Source organism: Sorangium sp. So ce367 (genome assembly GCF_051520455.1).
Classification (GTDB): domain Bacteria; phylum Myxococcota_A; class Polyangia; order Polyangiales; family Polyangiaceae; genus Sorangium; species Sorangium cellulosum_B.
Map to the genome: position 1 here is coordinate 11,049,088 of NZ_CP150334.1, position 15,651 is coordinate 11,064,738.

General features: G+C 71.6%; 11 protein-coding genes. 9 read left to right on the forward strand and 2 right to left on the reverse strand.

From position 1 onward, the window contains the following. Positions 1–918, forward strand: a complete 918-nt coding sequence (locus tag WME97_RS41880; protein WP_437546229.1) for a hypothetical protein — start codon at positions 1–3, stop codon at positions 916–918. A gap of 130 nt (positions 919–1,048) precedes the next feature. On the opposite strand, the gene WME97_RS41885 is transcribed toward WME97_RS41880, so the two are convergent. Next, positions 1,049–2,572 (reverse strand): MFS transporter, encoded by a 1,524-nt coding sequence (locus tag WME97_RS41885; protein ID WP_437546231.1) that lies wholly within the window; start codon positions 2,570–2,572, stop codon positions 1,049–1,051. 514 nt (positions 2,573–3,086) lie between these two features. Between WME97_RS41885 and WME97_RS41890 the strand changes: the two genes are divergently transcribed. From WME97_RS41890 to WME97_RS41910, 5 genes are all read left to right on the forward strand, one after another. Then, on the forward strand, positions 3,087–4,145 hold the full coding sequence (locus tag WME97_RS41890) for a tyrosine recombinase XerC (protein WP_437555594.1): 1,059 nt from the start codon (positions 3,087–3,089) through the stop codon (positions 4,143–4,145). Continuing rightward, positions 4,142–6,445: a sulfatase-like hydrolase/transferase gene (locus WME97_RS41895; protein ID WP_437546233.1), complete on the forward strand. Its 2,304-nt coding sequence runs from the start codon at positions 4,142–4,144 to the stop codon at positions 6,443–6,445. The genes WME97_RS41890 and WME97_RS41895 overlap by 4 nt, the downstream gene beginning before the upstream one ends. A 204-nt stretch (positions 6,446–6,649) precedes the next feature. Further along, a complete protein-coding gene (locus WME97_RS41900) occupies positions 6,650–7,075 on the forward strand; it encodes a MarR family winged helix-turn-helix transcriptional regulator (protein WP_437546235.1) in 426 nt (141 codons plus the stop codon). A gap of 54 nt (positions 7,076–7,129) precedes the next feature. Further along, the gene (locus WME97_RS41905; protein WP_437546237.1) at positions 7,130–8,113 is read left to right on the forward strand and encodes a hypothetical protein; all 984 of its coding nucleotides are present in this window, start codon (positions 7,130–7,132) and stop codon (positions 8,111–8,113) included. Between the two features lie 102 nt (positions 8,114–8,215). After that, positions 8,216–9,763: an Eco57I restriction-modification methylase domain-containing protein gene (locus WME97_RS41910; protein WP_437546239.1), complete on the forward strand. Its 1,548-nt coding sequence runs from the start codon at positions 8,216–8,218 to the stop codon at positions 9,761–9,763. 198 nt (positions 9,764–9,961) lie between these two features. Here the strand turns inward: WME97_RS41910 and WME97_RS41915 are convergent, their stop codons facing one another. Then, positions 9,962–11,668, reverse strand: coding sequence for a hypothetical protein (locus WME97_RS41915; RefSeq protein WP_437546241.1), 1,707 nt, complete (start codon positions 11,666–11,668; stop codon positions 9,962–9,964). 136 nt (positions 11,669–11,804) lie between these two features. Between WME97_RS41915 and WME97_RS41920 the strand changes: the two genes are divergently transcribed. The 3 genes from WME97_RS41920 to WME97_RS41930 are packed head-to-tail and all read left to right on the forward strand — an operon-like array spanning position 11,805 to position 15,614. Further along, positions 11,805–12,062, forward strand: coding sequence for a hypothetical protein (locus WME97_RS41920; RefSeq protein ID WP_437546243.1), 258 nt, complete (start codon positions 11,805–11,807; stop codon positions 12,060–12,062). Further along, complete coding sequence (locus tag WME97_RS41925) at positions 12,059–13,144, forward strand: ATP-binding protein (protein WP_437546245.1); 1,086 nt, start codon at positions 12,059–12,061, stop codon at positions 13,142–13,144. Before WME97_RS41920 ends, WME97_RS41925 begins: the two co-directional genes overlap by 4 nt. Positions 13,145–13,157: 13 nt before the next feature. After that, complete coding sequence (locus WME97_RS41930) at positions 13,158–15,614, forward strand: DUF5682 family protein (protein ID WP_437546247.1); 2,457 nt, start codon at positions 13,158–13,160, stop codon at positions 15,612–15,614. Positions 15,615–15,651 lie beyond the last annotated feature (37 nt).

Below are 15,651 nucleotides of genomic sequence, written 5' to 3' on the forward strand. Positions count from 1 at the left end.
GTGGGGCAGCCGGACCAGTTCGCCAAACGCACCTTTGCCGCAGAGACGGAGCGGATCACCGGCGGTGCTGTCACATGGCAGGATCCGCCCGAGATCGGCCTGGTGAAGGTGCAGAGCGATGGGCTCCTGCTCGTACGCCACCCCGACCGTATTGCAGCGCTGCCCGCCCCGTGGCCAGAGGCCGGGAGCCACGAGGAGGTCCTGGTCGAGCTGAAAATGCCAGGAGATCATCTCGATTTCCCGGCCGTGGAGCGCGCGCTGCTCCGGCGGCAGGCAAGGCAGGTGCAACGGGCGGAAGAGAGCACTCATGCGTGGTCGGGCCAGGAGCCGCTCTGGCTCGTCGCGCCGCACGTGCCCGACTGGCTGCGGGCGCAACGCGCGCTCGTCACGATCGGGCCGGCTTGCTACCGTGTGGAGCCGTCGAGCTTCCCCTTCCTGTGGATCGCAGCCAACGACCTTCCGCTGCGCGACGAGCTCGTGCCCTTCCTGGTTGCCCGCTCCGGACGGGCGCTCGACGAGTTTGCCCGGTGGGTCGCCTCGCGAATGCCGCTCGCGTGGGTGCTCGGCATGGTAAGATTCACCGCGATGTCGGCGACCGTGCGCGAAGAGCTGTTGTGGTGGGTTGGCAAGGGTGAGGACCCCGAGGTCAAGGCGCGGGAGCGAGAGATCCTTCAGGCTCTGCTCGGTGCAAACCCGGACGTACAGCAGAAGCTGGTCGAGAAGGGCATCGAGCGGGGCATCGAGCGGGGTCGCCTCTCGGAGGCCCGAACCGCGCTGCGCAGGGTGCTCGCGCAGCGGCAGCTCGCGCTGCGTCCTGAGGAGGACGCACGCATCGAGGGCTGCGCCGAGCTCGAGGTCCTGGAACGGTGGCTCGAGCGCGCCGTCACCGCCACGACGGCGGCCGAAGCGTTGACGTAACCGCGAGCTGCCCTGCCTGGAGGCGCCGCTCGTGCGGCGACCGGCCGCGCCAGCCGGCGCCAGGCCCGCGACGGCGCGGCCACGTGCCCTACACCCCCCCGCCTCGCCCGCGCCGGCGCGGCCACGCGCCCTACACGTCGAGGTCCTTCCACCGCCTCGAGCGCCGGGAGAAGATCAGCATCCCCACGAGCGAAGCGACCCCGATCGCCGCGAACGAATACCAGATCTCGTAAGGCCGGTAGGTGTCCCAGAGCAGGCGCGTGGCCTCGGCGGCGTCGATGTGCAGCGTCTCCTGCAGCGTCCTGAAGGCCTGCTGGCGCGACACCCCGAGGAGCTCCGAGAGCGACGCCACGTCGCCGTTCCAGGCCTTCCCCTTGGCGAGATCGGTCTTCTCGGCGAGGTAGCGCAGGGCCAGCGTGGCCTTCTCGCCCCGGGTCCCATAGAGGATCCCCGCCATCTGCGCGCCGATCGCGGGGCCGATCGCCGCCGGGATGTTGACGTAACCGAGATAGAGCGCCTTCTTTCCCTTCGGCGCGATGAGCGCGAAATACTCGCTCTTCTTCGGGCCGGTCAGCATCTCGCCGATGGAGAAGAGCAGGATGCCCACGAAGAGGACGTAGAGCGACGTCGTGGTCCCTGCGACGAGGATGCCGAAGATGGCGACGAGGATGCCCAGCGTCATCGCCGAGAGCACCTTCATCCTCGCCACCAGGTACGAGAAGGGCACGAGGAGCAGGACGATGCTCACCGAGTTCAGGTTGATCACGTTCTCCTGCTTGAGCTGGACCCCGCGCGGATCCTTGATATCGAGCCACGACGCCGGGAGCCAGGGGTTGTTCTGCACGAAGGAGGTGCTGCTGATCCAGTCCGTGTAGAAGTTCGGCATCAGGTCCCAGAGCTGGTACATCATCAGCCAGAACCCCGAGAGCAGCAGGATCACGGTGATGAGCCGCGCGTCCCAGATGTTCTTGATCGTGTCCTTGAAGACCTTCCACGCCCCGGAGGTCTTGTCAGCGCCGGAGTCGACCTCCTTGTACGTGAACAGCATCAGGAAGTTCAGGGAGATGATGGCGGCGCAGCCATAGAAGACCCACGACCAGCTCTTGCCGTGGAGGTAGCCGGCGAGCGGCGGGCCGATCGCCGCGCCCACGTTCACGAGCCAGTAGAAGAGGCCCCAGCCGACCGATGAGTTCGACTTGTCCATCGACTGGGCCAGGGTGCCCTGGATACCGGGCTTGAAGAGGGCCGTGCCCGTCGCGAGGATGACCACGCCGAGCAGAAAGCCGGTGAAGCTCCGCTGCGTCGCCATCAGCAGATAACCGATGATCTTCAGCCACACCGTGATGAAGATCGTGCGCTTGTAACCGTACCGGTCGGCGTAACCGCCGCTGATCATCGGGAGCAGCGACTGGATGAGGGCCCAGACCATGTAAATGGTGCCCTTGTCCTGCTGGCTGAAGTGGAGCCCTCCGGGTTCGTCAGCCTGCGCGATATAGATGGGCATGACGACACGCACGCCGTAGTAAGCCAGCCGTTCCCACATTTCCATGATGCAGCCCATCCAGAAGGAGCGCGGCAGGCTTTTCAGGGTCTGAGCAAAGGAAAGCTTCGGCGGCGCCTCGACGGCCGGCTCGCTCACGGCGGCGTTGGTCATTTCATGCTCCTCGTGCGCCCGGGCCCCGGGCAAGCCCTCGTACCACACCGAGAGCAGCGTACACACCTGGATCACAGGCGCGTCCCGCCGCGGTCCGTCAGGGGCAACTACGATTGAGCAGCTCCTTCGCGGCGAGCGAGCGGGCGCCGGTCTCACGCGCGTCGAAACAGCCGGTCTTCACCGCCGCGCTCTGCAGTCCGATTCACGCCTCGACAGCGCAGATCATGGATCATCCTGGACAGCAGAACCGGGAGCCAGCGGCGCTCGCGCCATGTCGCCCACCGGGTGGGTGGTTCGCTCGTGATCCGTGAGGGGCGTTTCTTGTCAGGGCATGGCGAGACACGCCCCGCGACCTCCACCTGCCCGCCGCGGGACGTGGCGACCGCGGTCCCCTCCGGCCAGCGCCCGCCTCGCCTGCCGTGCCGCGCAGCGGCGCCGGCCGAGCGGCGCTCCACCTCGGCCGCCGGCGAGTCTTTGCCTGCGGCGGCGTCCTGATGGTAGGGCAAACCCCGTGATGCACGCGCGGCGGAGCGGCGATCGATCCGGCGGGACCACGCTCGAGCAGGCGATCGCGCGTTTCCTGACCTACCTCACGGCCGAGCGGCGGGCCTCGCGCCACACCGTGGCGGCGTACCGGCGCGACCTCGAGCAGCTCGCGCGCTTCGCCCGCGAGAAGGCGGCCGCGAACGCCGATCACCGCCCTGCGCGAGCGCGCAGCAAGGCCCCGGCCCCCGGCAAGGCCCCGGCCACCGGCGAGGCCCCCTCTCCGGACGAGGCCACGGCCGTGGATGGCCTCGACGTGCTCCTCCTGCGCAGCTGGCTGGGCTCGCTCGCGCGCACCCACGCGCCCGCCTCGATCGCGCGCAAGGTGGGCGCCGCCCGCGCCCTGCTCCGCTACCTGGAGCGGCGCGGCGAGGTCGACAAGAACGCGGCGGCCCAGCTCGCCCTGCCCAAGGTCCGGCGCCCGCTGCCCACCTTCCTGGACGTCGACGCCGCCGCCGAGGTCATGGAGATCCCCGGCGCCGAGACGGCCGAGGGGCTCCGCGACCGCGCCATGCTGGAGACCCTCTACGGCGCGGGCCTGCGCGTCTCCGAGCTCTGCGGGCTCGACCTCACCCACGTCGACCGGCGCCCGGCCGACAGGGCCGCGGTGCGCGTCGTCGGCAAGGGCGACAAGGAGCGGATCGTCCCGCTCGGCTCCCACGCCCTCGCCGCCATCGAGCGCTACCTCGAGCGGCGCGACGAGCTCGCCGATCCGACGACCGGCGCCCGCGACCCCCGCGCCCTCTTCCTGTCCCGCCGCGGCGCGCGCATCGGGGTGCGCCGCGTCCAGGCGCTCGTCCAGCGCTACGGCGCGCTCGGCGCCGGCCGGGCCGACCTGCACCCCCACGCGCTCCGGCACACCTGCGCGACCCACCTGCTCGACGGCGGCGCCGACCTCCGGGCCATCCAGAAGCTGCTCGGGCACGCCTCGCTCGCCACAACGCAGCGGTACACGCACGTCTCGATCGACCACCTGCTCAAGGTCTATGACGCCGCTCACCCCATGGCGCGGAAGCGGGGCCCGGCGTGAAGCGAGCCTCGAGCTCGCCGGGCCCCGCGGTCCCGACGCTGGCCCGCGCGTGGGCGGGGCGGCTCGCCAGGAGCGCGCTCGGCGCCAGCGTCTTCGGCGTCGTGGCCGCGTCGCTCGACGCCGGGTGGGCCACGGCGGGCGCCGGCGACGACGCCGCCTTCCAGCTCGCCACCTACCTCGCGGACACCGGGGTGTTCGCGCCCGTCGCGCTCGTCGTCGGTCTGCTCGCGGGCGCCTCCGCGATCGTGGTCGACCCGTCGAGCCCGCCGTCGCCGGCCACGCTCGTGGGCGCGCTGCGGGTGCGGGCGATCGGCCGGCCCGCCGACATCGCGGCGTTCGTGCCGCTCGCGGTGCTCGCGGCCTTCCTCTGGATGACCCTGTCCGCCCACCTCGCCCGCGCCCTGCTCGGCCTCGAGGCCGCGCCCCTCCTGGTCGGCACCGCCGTCGCCGCGGGCGCGCTCGGCCTCGGCCTCATCGCGGGCCTCGCCGTGCTCGCCCTCACGCCGCCGCTCCGGCGCGCGCTCGCCAAGGCCAGCGACGGCCGCCCCGCCTGCGTCGATCCGGCGGTCACGGGCGGCGTCGCGCTCGCGATCGCCGCGGCCCTGTTCGCGTTCGGCGTCGCCACGGGCGGCGTCTCGGGCGAGGGCGGCTTCCTCGGCGTCTACGGCATCTTCAAGCGCCCCGAGCTCGACCTGCGCGCCCCGGCGCTCCTCCTGGTCGTCGCGCTCGCCGCCTTCCTCGCGCCGGTCGCCGTCCGGACGGCGCGCGCGCCGGTCGCGCTCCTGGCCGCGCTCCTGCCGCTCGCGCTCACCGCGCGCGCCGCCTCCGCGCTCAACGCGGAGCCCGCGGTGGCGCAGGCGATCGAGCGCGGCGCGCCCGTCGGAGGCAAGAGCCTCGCGGTCCTGCGCCGCCTCACCGATCGCGACGGCGACCGCGCGGCCGGCCTCTTCGGCGGCGGGGACTGCGACGACCGCGACGCGCGCGTCCACCCGCTGGCCGAGGAGATCCTCGACAACGGCGTCGACGACGACTGCTCCGGCGGCGATCTGACGGCCGCCGCGCTCGCCGCGCTCGCCCCCGCCCCCAAGGCGGCCCCGAGCGCCGACGCTCCCGCGGCGCGCCTGCCGGCGGACCTGAACGTCGTCCTGGTCACCGTCGACACGCTCCGCTGGGACCTCGGCTACGCGGGCAACCCGCGGCCCGTGTCGCCGAACCTCGACGGCCTCGCGGCCCGCTCCACGGTGTTCGAGCGCGCGTACTCGCTCGCGTCCTACACGGGCAAGAGCGTCGGCCCGATGCTCATCGGCAAGTACGGGAGCGAGACCCACAGGAACTGGGGGCATTTCAACAAGTTCAGCGAGGAGGACACGTTCGTCGCCGAGCGCCTGAAGCGCGCCGGGGTGCGCACGATGAGCGTGCACGGGCACCGCTACTTCGGCAGCTTCGGCGGGCTCGATCGCGGCTTCGACGTGGTGGACATGTCCGCGGCGCCGCCGGAGGGCGCGCCCTGGGACGTCGACAACAAGGCGACGAGCGCCGCGCTGACCGACGCCGCGCTGCGGCTGATCGGGTCGGCCGAGAACACGGGCGGGCGCTTCTTCCTGTGGGTCCACTACCTCGACCCGCACGCCGACTACCTCCGGCACGACGACGTTGCGGGCTTCGGCGCGGCCTCGCAGCGGGATCTCTACGACGGCGAGGTGGCCTTCACGGACCGGCACATCGGCCGGCTGCTCGACGCGATCGCGGCGGCGCCCTACGGCGGGCGCACGGCGATCGTCGTGACGAGCGATCACGGCGAGGCGTTCGGCGAGCACAAGATGTTCCGCCATGGCTTCGAGCTCTGGGAGGAGCTCGTGCGGGTGCCGCTGGTCGTCCACGTGCCGGGCGCGGCGCCGTCCCGGGTCTCGGCGCGGCGCAGCCTGATCGATATCGCGCCGACGCTGCTCGATCTGATGCGGGTGCCCGGGCCTGCCGAGGGCGCGGCCGCGAGCGACTTCCTGTCGGGCGCGTCGCTCTTGCCCGACGTGTTCCTCGCCCCGGGCGAGCAGGCCCAGGCGCGCGACGTGCTGATCGACATGCCGGCAGGGCCGTACAACGACGCGCGGCGGTCGTTCCTCCGGGGCGACATGAAGCTGACGATCTCGGGCGGCGCCCGGTTCGAGCTCTACGACCTGGCGAGCGACCCGGAGGAGCGGAAGAACCTCTGGGGCACGACGGCGGCGAAGGAGATCGAGCCGTACTACGCGGCGGCGCGGGCGCGCCTCCGCGAGGTCCACGTGACCGGCCCCCGCAAGTGACCGGCGCCCGCGCGTAAAACCGCCACCCGACGCGACCGCCGCGTGAAGCGGCCGGCCCGTGCGGCTGACCGCCAGCGCCGGTCGGTGTGGCCGGCCGCGCGGCGCGCGGGTCCGCCCTCCGCGGCGGACGGACCCGCGCTGGGCTCGCGCAAACGCGCCGAAAATTACTTGCGCATTAGCAACTAATGCGTAATAGACAATATTGTGAGTAAGCAAAAGGTCCTGGGCTCGCCGCTCGAGCGGTTCACGCGGATGATGTTCTCGCGCATCATCGCGGGGCTCGCGCGCGCGCTGCACGAGGAGGACTTCAGCGTGGCGCAGGTGGCCGCGCTGCACCTCGTCGATCAGGACGGCCCGGTGCGCGTCACCGCGCTCGCCACGTCGCTCGGGCTCTCGGCCTCGGCCGGGAGCCGGCTCGTCGATGGCCTGGTGCAGCGGGGGCTCCTGGCGCGGCAGGAGGATCCCGAGGATCGCCGCGCGAAGACGCTCGCGCTCACGCCGCTCGGCCGCCGCTTCGTCGACCAGGCGAGCGCGGAGCGGGTCCGGGTGATCATGGAGACGGCCAGGTCGCTGCCGCCCGAGATCTCGGCGGCGATCCTGTCAGCGATCAGCGCGTTCCAGCGAGAGTGAGCCACGTTCACGGAACGTGGTGCGTGAAACCCCTTGTCTGAAGAGGAGGTCAGCATGGATATCGTCGTGTTTCTGTCGCATGAGCTCCCGGCGGCGCTCGGCGCGCTCCGGGAGGTGGCCCTGGCCGACGGCCCGCTCGCGCGCTTCGACCCGGAGCAGCGCGCCGTCCTGGAGGAGCTCGCGGCCCTGCACGGCGCCCGCGCCGACGTCGACGGGCTGCCGCGCGTCGCGCCCGAGGCGGTGGCCAGCGCGATCCCGGATCCGCACCGGCGCAAGCGGCTCGTGCAGCTCGCGCTCGTGACCGCGATGGCGGACGGCGAGGTGACGGCGGCCGAGGTGGACGCGGTCGAGGCGCTCGCCCGGGCGCTCGGCGTGCGCGAGCAGGGCGTGGGCGTGCTCCGCCTCGTGGCGCGCGGCCACAGGGGGCTCGCCAAGGCCGCCGTGAGGCGCCGGCTCGTCGGCGCGTTCGCCGGCGAGGTCCTGAGGAAAGAGGGCCTGGCCGGCGTGCGCAGGCTCCTCGGGCCCTTCTTCCGCGCGGGCGCCGAGGATCGCTCGCGGGCTCTCCGCTACAAGCAGCTCGGGCTCCTGCCCGAGGGCACGTTCGGCCGGGTGTTCTGGGAGCACTGCACAGCGCGCGGCTTCCTGTTTCCCGGCGAGAGCCGGGACGCGATCCCGGAGCGCATGGTGTTCCACGATCTCGGCCACGTGCTCGCGGAGTACGACACCGATCCTGCGGGCGAGATCCAGGCCGGCTCGTTCCAGGCGGGGTTCGTCCGGCGCGACGGGTTCGCCTTCCTGCTCTTCGTGATGCTGCAGTTCCACCTCGGGATCCAGATCACGCCCGTCGCCGCGCCGCAGGTCGGGCTCTTCGAGGCGCGCAAGGTGCTGCGCGCGGTGGCGCGCGGCGCGGCCTGCAAGGTCGATCTGAGCGATCGCTGGGACTTCTGGGGCGTCGTTCACCTGCCGCTCGGCGAGGTGCGCGAGCGGTTCGGGATACCGCCGCTCGCCCCGGTGGCGGCGCGGCAAGAGGCCGCCTGAACGGCGCGCCGTGGGCGCCGCCTCGCTGGCGAGGCGCCCACGGCGCGTTCACCGCCCAGGTACCGTTGGCTCGATGCCCCAGCTGCGGTAACCACGTCATCGATGAGCCCGGCAGCGAGACTCGAGGCAGCCGCCCCGCCGCCGCTCCTCGACCGCGTCGACCTCCACCGCATCGAGGCCGCGCGGGCGCTCGATCCCCGCACGCGGTCCGAGCTGGGTCAGTTCCTCACGCCGCCGCCGGTTGCGTCGTTCATGGCGTCGCTGTTCGAGCTGTCCTGCGAGGAGATCCGCGTGCTGGACGCCGGCGCCGGTGTGGGCAGCCTCCTCGCGGCGTTCACGGCCAGCGCATGCGCCCGCCGGATACGCCCGAGCGCGATCCGCGCGACGGGCTTCGAGATCGACCCGCGGCTCGCGGCGTACCTGCGTCGGACGGCGCGGGCGTGTCGTGACGAGTGCGCCGGCGCCGGGATCGACTTCGCTGCCCGCATCATCGAGGCCGACTTCATCCGGTCAGCCGTCGAGCAACTCGACGGCGGCCGGCCTCGCCCGGGCATGCCGCGCTCGTTCACGCACGCGATCCTGAATCCACCTTACAAGAAGCTCAACTCGGGCACCGAGGCGAGGGCGGCGCTGCGGCGCGTGGGCCTCGAGACCAGCAACCTGTACACGGCCTTTCTTGGTCTCGCGATCCTCCTTCTGGAGCCGGGCGGGGAGCTCGTCGCGATCACCCCCCGGAGCTTCTGCAATGGTCCTTACTTTCGACCGTTCCGGGAGCTGTTCTTCCGAGAGATGTCGCTGCGAAGGGTGCACGTCTTCGAATCGCGCAAAGCGGCGTTCGCGGAGGACGAGGTCCTTCAAGAGAACGTCATCATTCACGCTGTCAGGGGCGGTCGGTGCGAGTCCGTCACCATCTCGTCGTCGCGCGGTCCCGGAGGCGAGCTGCTGTCGGTCCGCTCCGTGCCAGTCGAGCACGTCGTCCGGCCCGGAGATCCCGAGCTGTTCGTCCACGTGGTGCCGGACGACGCCGGGGAGAGGGTCGCTGCCACGTTCGCGCGCATGCCCTCCCGATTGGCGGACTTGAACGTGGGCGTCTCGACGGGGAAGGTCGTCGACTTCCGAGCGCGTGAGTTCTTGCGGCAGGAGCCCGGCAGGGACACCGGTCCACTGATCTACCCCACGCACCTCGCGTCAGGCGTCGTTCGCTGGCCCAAACACGGCAAGAAGCCGAACGCCCTCGTGGACGCTCCGGGAACCGCCGATCTCTGGATGCCCAGCGGGAACTACGTGCTCGTCAAGCGCTTCTCGTCGAAGGAGGAGCGGCGGCGGGTCGTCGCCGCCCTCTTCACGCCCGAGAGCGCGCCGGGCGACAGGATCGGGTTCGAGAACCACCTCAACGTGCTTCACCGAAACGGCAAGGGGCTGCCGGCCGTGATGGCCCGCGGCCTCGTGGCCTTCTTGAACTCGACGCTCGTGGATACACACGTTCGGCAGTTCAACGGGCACACCCAGGTGAACGCGACTGACCTGAGGAACCTCAGGTACCCGACCGTCGAGCAGATCGAGCGGCTCGGGCGGCGCGTGCCCGATCCCGGCCTTCCACAGGAGGAGCTCGATCACGTTGTCGAGGACGTGGTCCGCCTATCCTCATAAAGGCGTTCACGAGTCATGGGCCGGTGAACCGCGCGGCTCCTGCGCACGCCCAGCGTCAAGAACAGCGCCGACATGCTTCCACTGTCCAGCTCTCATCTCGGATGAGCTGAGCGCGCAGACGTGTGCATGTCGCGAGGGGTCAAGCAGCTCTTCGGCCTCGCGTGGAGCCGACAGCCCCGCAGCGGTGTGCCTCCCGCTTCAATCGTCGTCGTCCTCACGCCGTCGACGCGCTCGCGCCGGAAGCGCACTCCCCTCGAGCAGTCGTTCGTACTTGGTTTCAAGCCATCCGTGGACATCTCCGCCGTCGAGCGCCCCACCGCGGAGCTCGTCGATGACCTGCGGCTCCTCCGAGGGAAAGCGCAGGAGGAGGACCCGGAGCACGTGCCCGGCTCCAAGGTCGGCGAGCACATGCACCGTCCCGGCCTCGCCATGGCCCGCCAGTATCACGAGACGAGCTCGCGACGCCGCGTCAAGCAGCAAGGGTCGTGTCGGTTCGTCGCTCTGCCACGCTCGCGAGGCCAGCTCTGAGAGCACCTCGTGTGCCCGTGCGGCTTCTTCCGGTGAGGCCAAGCGAAAGGGCCAGCACGGGCCAGCCCACTGTCGTGCCATGGCCTGTTGCCACCCCGCAACCGTGCCCTCGATCGAGATCCCCGTCTCTTGGGATATCGCCTCGCACAGCTGCCTCCACGGCTCGCTCCGAGTGACGCTCTGCTCGGACCGCTGCTCGACGCGCCATGGGTTCCACTGCTCGCTCGCGGTCTTCCAACGGGCAAACACCGCCGGTTCAAACACCTCATGGTACGGCGCGAGCAATCCTCGAACAGCGCCAACGTTTGGACCGATACCCAGGATGCGCTCGCCGTGGGTCCAGCACAGCGTCGCGCGCGACTGGTCGAAAAGAATTTTCTTCGCCAGCTCTGCGAGAACGCCCCCAGATGCCCCGCCGCGCCCGCTCCACACCACAGGGTTCTCCTCGGACGAGTAGCGTAGATCCCAATCTGGGTCCAGAACGCCGTTCCGCCTGGCGCATGACGCTGTGATGGCCCACCCGAGACCGGCCCGAGCGGAGAGCACGGGGAGGAGCCGGTGGACTGGGAACGAAGGACGGCGCTCCCGCGCGTCGGCTTCCTCGATGAGCGTCTTCAACGCCTCATAGTCGTCCCGGTCGCGGAAGAGGCACCCCCCGGGCGCGCGGCAGTCCGGGCGGCCCCAGCGGGAAAACCCGCTCCGATGCTCCTCGCGCGCCAGCTCCTCACGCACCGCGCGCTCGAACACGTCGTCCGGCATCATCGGCTCCCCCAATCGGTCGAACCGGCACGGCGGATCCGGCTCCGGCATCGGCACGAGGTCCGGCACGCTCTCGAGGAGAAAGCCGCGCGGCGACTTCGTCACCGTCGACCACGCGATCTTGGCCCCCGTGAAGTACATGCGATCATTCACGCCGTTGGACGCTGCCACGACGAGGTAGCGGGGCTCGCTCTCGGCGATCTGGCGGATGGCGTCGAGCACGACTTCGCGCGGCGCCCGCCTCGGATCCCCGTCCACAGGGACTTCGCGGCAAGCGAAGCGGCCCGCCCCGGCGACCTCCTCGCGTCCGCGCAGGTACTCTCGCACCGAATCGTCGAGCGCTGGATCCAGGATGAGCACGCGAACGTGTCGCTCGCGTTCCATCCAACCAGCCGGCACCGCGAGGGCCCGTTCGAGCGCGGCGCATCGTCCGGGCGTGTCGAGGAAGTACCGCTCCCCTTCGGGGTCGCCGTTCAACAGCTTCGAGAACTTCGTTTCAAGCGTCGAGAACTTCGGCTCGTCCGCGCTGGCGAGCTCTTCTATGTATGCCCGAAGCACATCCTTGCTCTCCCGCTGGCCCTGCTGCCGACGTATCTCGTCTCCCAGTCGCGACATCATGCTCTCCTCGGCAGCAAGGATAGATTACCGGCAAGCCAGATGGATGCCGACCGACTTGCCGGCCAATAGAGGCCTCGCTCCCGGAGCCCCGGCGCGCCGTTCTGCGCCTTGCCGGCAAGCGAACGGAGACCGAGTCATGTCCGCGAGCCCGAGCTCGTCGTCGCGCTCGTGCCCGGTGAACCCCAGCGCCTTCTCGCTGGAGAACGACGACGGCAACTGGCTCGTCAACCAGCTCGTGCGGGCCGGCGCGCACCTCCCGGCGCGGATGGCCCGCGCGGCAGCGACCGCCCCCACGGGAGCCACAGACGCCGCGAGCCGCGCAGCGCGCCGGCCGCTGATCTCCTCGGAGGGACGCCTCGCCCCGTTCTGCGGTAACCTCCTGCGCCACCCATGAGCGACCTCCGCCAGCCCGCCGAGACCAAGTACGAACACGAGCTCGCGGCCCTCGCCGCCAACGACACGGCGCCCAGGCCGCCCGGGTGGCGCCTCTCGCCGAGGGCCGTCGAGACGTACATCCTCGGCAGCGACAAACCCGTCGGCGGCGTCGCGATCACCCCCAAGTACATCGGCGATCGCGCCCTCGTGCAGGTCGCGCTCGCGACGCTCGCCTCCGACCGCGCGCTCATGCTCGTCGGCGAGCCGGGCACCGCCAAGAGCTGGCTCTCCGAGCACCTCTCCGCCGCCATCAGCGGCACGAGCGCCCTCGTCGTCCAGGGCACCGCGGGCACAAGCGAGGAGCACGTCAAATACGGCTGGAACTACGCCCTGCTCCTCGCCGAAGGGCCCTCGCAGAAGGCGCTCGTGCCCTCGCCCATCCTCCGCGCCATGCGCGACGGGCGCTTCGCGCGCTTCGAGGAGATCACCCGCACCTCGTCGGAGATCCAGGACGCGCTCATCTCCATCCTGTCCGAGAAGCAGATCGCCGTCCCCGAGCTCGACCAGGTCGTCCCCGCGCAGCGCGGCTTCAACCTCATCGCCACCGCCAACACCCGCGACCGCGGCGTCAACGAGATGAGCGCCGCGCTGAAGCGCCGCTTCAACTTCATCACCGTCCCCGTCGTCGACGACCTCGAGCAGGAGATCAGCATCGTGCAGAAGCGCGAGGCCGAGCTCCGCGGCGACTACCAGGTCGGCGTCGAGCCGCCCGCCGAGCTCGCCAAGCTGCTCGTCACGCTCTTCCAGGAGCTCCGCGCCGGCGTCACCAAGGACGGCAAGACCAAGGTGAAGACCCCGGGCTCCGTCCTGTCGACCGCGGAGGCCATCAGCGTGCTCTTCAACAGCGGCATCCTCGCGCAGCACTTCGGCACCGGGAAGGTGACCGCCGACGACCTCTCCCGCTCGCTGCTCGGCGCCGTGAGCAAGGAGGGCGGCGACGACCTCAAGGCCGTCCGCGAGTACTGCGAGACCGTGGCCAAGGGCCGCGCAGGGCTCTGGAAGGAGTTCTACGCCTCCGCCAAGAAGCGCCTCGCGATCTGACGGAAGGGATCCGATGGACCTCGACCGGCTCGCCGCCGTCCACCTCTTCCCGGTGCGCCACCACTCGCCGCGCTCCAGCGCGACGCTGCGCGCCTACCTCGACGAGGTGCGCCCGAAGGCGATCTTCGTCGAGGGCCCGAGCGACGCCACCTCGCTCCTCGAGGCGCTCGTCGACCCGAAGACCGTCCCGCCCGTGGCGATCCTCGGCTACCGCACCGACGGGGAGCCCGCGTCGTCCCTGTGGCCGTTCGCCGCCTACTCGCCCGAGTACGTCGCGGTGAAATGGGCCTTCGAGCACGGCGTGCGCGTCGAGCTCATCGACATCCCCGTCGGCACGACGCTCGCGCCCTTCGACGGCGCCCTGGTCGGCCACGACGACGCCGACGATCCGGGCGGCCACGAGCGCGAGATCGACGAGGACCGCGGCGGCGAGCACGGTGAACACGGCGAGCACGGCGAGCACGGCGAGCACGCGGATGACGGCGGCGCAGGGGACGGCGGCGACGGCGGGCCCGCCAGCGCGGAGGGGGAGCAGGAGAGCATCTATGCGGCGTGCGCGCGCGCCCGGGGCTTCCGCTCGTTCGAGGAGTTCTGGGAGGCCTCGTTCGAGGCGCCCCGCTACGATCCCGGGCCGTTCCGCGAGGCCCTGCTCGCGTACGCGGACCTCGTGCGCAGCGACGGGGACCGGCTGATCCACCGGGCGCGCGACGCCTACATGGCGCGGAGCATCCTCGAGCGCATGGGGCCGGACCTCGCCCCGAACGAGGTCGCGGCCGTGCTCGGCGCGGCGCACGCGGCGGCGTTCGCGGCGCGCGACGTCGATCCGGCGCTGGAGGCGCGGCTGCCGGCGCCGATCCCGTGCGCCGTGACGCTCATCCCGTTCAGCTTTCCGCGGCTCTCCGAGCAGCTCGGCTACGGCGCGGGCAACCGGGCGCCGCAGTACTACCAGCGCGCGCACGACGCGGGCGGCGACTTCCGGCGCGCCACCCTCGAGGTGCTTATCGACTTCACGGAGCACCTCCGCCTCCGCGGCTTCATGGCCTCGCTCGCCGACACCATCGAGGCCTTCCGCCTCGCGGTCTCGCTCGCCGAGCTCCGCGGCAAGGCGGAGCCCGGCCTCGACGAGGTGCGCGAGGCGACGATCGCCACGATGTGCCGCGGCGACGCCACGCACGTCGACGGCTTCCTCTGGCCGGCCGTCATCGGGCGCAACGTGGGCCGCGTCGGGGGCGGCATCGGGAAGAACTCGCTCCAGGAGGAGTTCTGGCGCGAGGTGCGCGAGCGCAGGCTCCCCGCCACCGACGCGCCCGAGTCGTTCCGGCTGTCGCTCACGAACGAGGTCGAGGTCGGCACGAGCGTGCTCCTGCACCGGCTCCGCATCGCGAAGATCCCTTACGCGGCGTACGCCGGCACCCGGGCGGCCGGGCGCGGCGGCGCGGGCGCTCGCGGGCAGCGGCGCGGGCAGGCGGCGAGCGAGGTGCCGCCGGACGAGCTGCTCCGGCAGCTGAGCGAGACGTGGGAGGCGCAGTGGACGCCGGCGACCGACGTGGCGCTCGTCGAGAAGATCGTCCTCGGTGACACGCTGGAGCAGGTGGCGACGCGGCTGCTCGAGGAGGACCTCGCGGCGTGCCACACCACCGGCGAGGCCGCCGACGTGCTGCTGAACGCCGTGCTCGCGTCGAGCGCCCGCGCGGCGGCCTCGGCGCTCGACGCGTGCGACCGGTTCGCCGCGGGCGACAGCGATCTGCCGTCGCTCGCCCGGGCGTGCCGCGCCTTCGCGGGGCTCGCGTCGTTCGGGTCGTCGCGCTCGCTGTCGTCGCTCGGCGACGGGGTGATCGCGACGATGCTGGAGAAGACGTTCGCGCGCGCGGTCCTGCGCGTCCACGGCGGCTGCACGGGCAGCGACGAGGCGGTCGCCCCGGCCAAGGAGGCGCTGCGCACGCTGCACGACGTGGCCCTGTCGCAGCCGATCGTCGACCGCGCCGCGTGGTTCGAGGCGGCGCGGGCGCTCGTGGACAGCGACGCGGTGAACCCCACGGCGTCGGGCCTCGCGTGCGGGCTGCTCTACCTGGCGCAGGTGATCGATGATGCCGAGGTGGCGCGGATCGTCGGCCTGCGGCTCGGGAGCGCGGCCCCGCCCGAGGCGGCGGCGTCGTTCCTGGCCGGCTTCCTCGAGGTGAACGCGCTCGTGCTCGTGAAGAGCCGCCCCGTGGTCGAGGCGCTCGACGCGTTCCTCGGGGGCATCCTTCCCGAGCGCTTCAAGGACACGCTCCCGGTCCTGCGGCGCGCGTTCGGGGCGCTCGGCGCGACCGAGCGGCGGTACCTGCTCGAGAACGTGCTCGCCGCGCGGAAGCTCGGGGACAAGGCCCGCGCGGCGCAGGCGGTGCTCCTGGAGAAGGACCGCGAGAAGCTGAAGGAGATGAGCGAGGACCTGTCGCAGGCGATGGACGACCTCGACGACCTGCTCTGACGCGGGGCCGGGACCGCGGCGCGCCGCGCGCCGCGCT